Origin of the sequence: Wolbachia endosymbiont of Drosophila nikananu (genome assembly GCF_028981865.1) — a bacterium.
Lineage (GTDB): Bacteria > Pseudomonadota > Alphaproteobacteria > Rickettsiales > Anaplasmataceae > Wolbachia > Wolbachia pipientis_B.
This window is the reverse complement of record NZ_JAPQLL010000068.1, coordinates 1-220: the sequence shown is the minus strand read 5'-3', so window position 1 is coordinate 220 and position 220 is coordinate 1.

Genomic DNA, 220 nt, shown 5'->3' with positions numbered 1-220 from the left:
TTTTTCTGCTTAGTAAATTTCTTAAACATTTTAGCTAAGGTTAGTTGCACTTAAAAGCAGCTAAATTGCGGTGTTTAAGACTTAAAAAACGCCAATACAGAAAATAGACAATGACCAGGTCTTCTTTTGCCTTTTTTTTATTTGGTAAATTTCTTAAATATTTATAGCTAAAAGAGCCCAAGAGAGGTGTCATTCCAGTGCCCCTGTGATGTCATTCCAG